This is a genomic window from Streptomyces sp. 13-12-16, from assembly GCF_002114215.1.
Lineage (GTDB): Bacteria > Actinomycetota > Actinomycetes > Streptomycetales > Streptomycetaceae > Streptomyces.
In genome coordinates, this window is the sequence record NZ_NCTE01000388.1 from 1 (window position 1) to 2,552 (window position 2,552).

2 protein-coding genes and 1 pseudogene are annotated in these 2,552 nt (G+C 71.0%); 2 read left to right on the forward strand and 1 reads right to left on the reverse strand.

The features are described from left to right. On the forward strand, nucleotides 1-352 hold a 352-nt coding region (locus tag B7767_RS16035; RefSeq protein ID WP_143652481.1), incomplete at its 5' end, for an ACT domain-containing protein. 220 nt (nucleotides 353-572) lie between these two features. Continuing rightward, nucleotides 573-2,123, forward strand: a complete 1,551-nt coding sequence (ffh, locus tag B7767_RS16040; protein WP_085572784.1) for a signal recognition particle protein — start codon at nucleotides 573-575, stop codon at nucleotides 2,121-2,123. Nucleotides 2,124-2,186: 63 nt separating this feature from the next. Here ffh and B7767_RS16045 read toward each other — a convergent pair. Continuing rightward, nucleotides 2,187-2,552: pseudogene (locus B7767_RS16045) on the reverse strand (SAM-dependent methyltransferase); the annotation flags it as partial.

Below are 2,552 nucleotides of genomic sequence, written 5' to 3' on the forward strand. Positions count from 1 at the left end.
CGTGCGCGCCCTCGACGGCAGCCTGGACATCGCCGCCCGCCTCGCCGAACGGGACGCCGCCTACCCGCGCCGCCGGGGTGTGATCGCCCCGCCGCCGCGCGTGACGGTCGCCCCGGCCGCCTCCCGGCACGCCACCGTGATGGAGGTCCGCGCGCAGGACGCGCCGGGCCTGCTGTTCCGGATCGGGCGGGCGCTGGAGGACGCGGCGGTACGGGTGCGCAGCGCCCACGTCTCCACGCTCGGCGCGAACGCCGTGGACGCCTTCTACGTCACCGCCCCCGACGGCACACCCCTCCCCGCCGAGGAGGCGGTGGCGGTGGCGCGGAAACTGGAGGAGACGTTGCGGGCGTGACTCCGTGGTCGTCCCGTGTGCCGACCGGGTGTGCTCCCCGCCGACGCGAGGGGTGGTCCAGGGCGGTCGAGTGAGGCCGACACGGACGCGACCCGCTCTTCGCCGCCGCGGGGCTTCCGTCCCTGTCCGCTCTCCGCAGCGGGCAGGGACGATTTGCTTGCGTGTCCGGATACCCTGGAGGGCGACCCACACCACCGCCGACGCGAGGACCTACGCCGCCGTGTTCGATACTCTCTCCGACCGCTTGTCAGCCACTTTCAAATCCCTCCGGGGCAAGGGCAGGCTGTCCGAAGCGGACATCGACGCCACGGCGCGTGAGATCCGCATCGCACTCCTCGAAGCGGACGTGGCCCTGCCCGTCGTCCGGACGTTCATCAAGAACGTCAAGGAGCGCGCGCTCGGCGCCGAGGTCTCCAAGGCGCTGAACCCGGCGCAGCAGGTGCTCAAGATCGTCAACGACGAGCTGATCACCATCCTCGGCGGCGAGACCCGCCGGCTGCGCTTCGCCAAGCAGCCGCCGACCGTGATCATGCTTGCCGGTCTGCAGGGTGCCGGTAAGACCACCCTCGCGGGCAAGCTCGGCCGCTGGCTTAAGGAGCAGGGCCACTCGCCGGTGCTGGTCGCCGCCGACCTCCAGCGCCCCAACGCCGTCAACCAGCTCAGCGTCGTCGCCGAGCGCGCGGGCGTCGCCGTCTACGCGCCCGAGCCGGGCAACGGCGTGGGCGACCCGGTGAAGGTCGCCAAGGACTCCATCGACTTCGCGCGGACCAAGGTCCACGACATCGTGATCGTGGACACCGCCGGCCGCCTGGGCATCGACCAGGAGATGATGCAGCAGGCCGCGGACATCCGTGACGCCGTCTCCCCGGACGAGATCCTGTTCGTCGTCGACGCGATGATCGGTCAGGACGCCGTCAACACCGCCGAGGCGTTCCGTGACGGTGTCGGCTTCGACGGAGTGGTGCTCTCCAAGCTCGACGGTGACGCGCGCGGTGGTGCGGCCCTGTCGATCCGGCAGGTCACCGGCAAGCCGATCATGTTCGCGTCCAACGGTGAGAAGCTCGACGAGTTCGACGCCTTCCACCCGGACCGGATGGCCTCCCGCATCCTCGACATGGGTGACCTGCTCACCCTGATCGAGCAGGCGGAGAAGACGTTCAGCCAGGAAGAGGCCGAGAAAATGGCCTCCAAGCTGGCGTCGAAGAAGGGCCAGGACTTCACCCTGGACGACTTCCTGGCCCAGATGGAGCAGGTCCGGAAGATGGGCAGCATCTCGAAGCTGCTCGGCATGCTCCCCGGCATGGGCCAGATCAAGGACCAGATCAACAACCTGGACGAGCGGGACGTCGACCGCACCGCCGCGATCATCAAGTCGATGACCCCGGCCGAGCGCCAGGAGCCGACGATCATCAACGGTTCGCGCCGTGCCCGTATCGCCAAGGGTTCCGGTGTCGAGGTCAGCGCCGTGAAGGGCCTGGTCGAGCGGTTCTTCGAGGCGCGCAAGATGATGTCCCGCATGGCCCAGGGCGGCGGCATGCCGGGGATGCCCGGGATGCCGGGCATGGGGGGCGGGCCCGGCCGGCAGAAGAAGAAGCAGAAGCAGGCCAAGGGCAAGCAGCGCTCCGGCAACCCGATGAAGCGCAAGCAGCAGGAGCAGGAGGAGGCCGCGCGCCGCGCCGCCGCCGCGGAGGGTGCGGGCGCCTTCGGGCTGCCGCAGCAGGGCGGCAAGGACTTCGAGCTGCCCGACGAGTTCAAGAAGTTCATGGGCTGAGACCCACGTCGGCACGTCGTCACCGGGGTGCCCCTCGCGCGAGGGGCACCCCGGTGACGTGTCTCAGGGCGTGCGCGCGACGAGGTACCGGAACACGTTCGGCATCCACACGGTCCCGTCCTGCCGCTGGTACGGATGCAGGGACTCCGCCAGTTCCTTGTCGACCTGCGCCTGGTCCGTGGCCGTGACCGCCGGGTCGAACAGCCCGGTCGACTTCAGGCCCCGTACCGCGCTGTCCGCGTCGGCGTAGCCGAACGGGCAGGCCACCCGCCCGGAGCCGTCCGGCCTCAGCCCCGCCCGCGCGGCGACCCGCTCCAGGTCGTCGCGGTCCGTGGAGCGCCAGGTGCCCGCGCCGCGCAGCGGCTCCGCCAGCTTGGTGGCCACCCGGAGCACGGACGCCGTGGCGCACCGCTCCGGCGGACCCCAGCC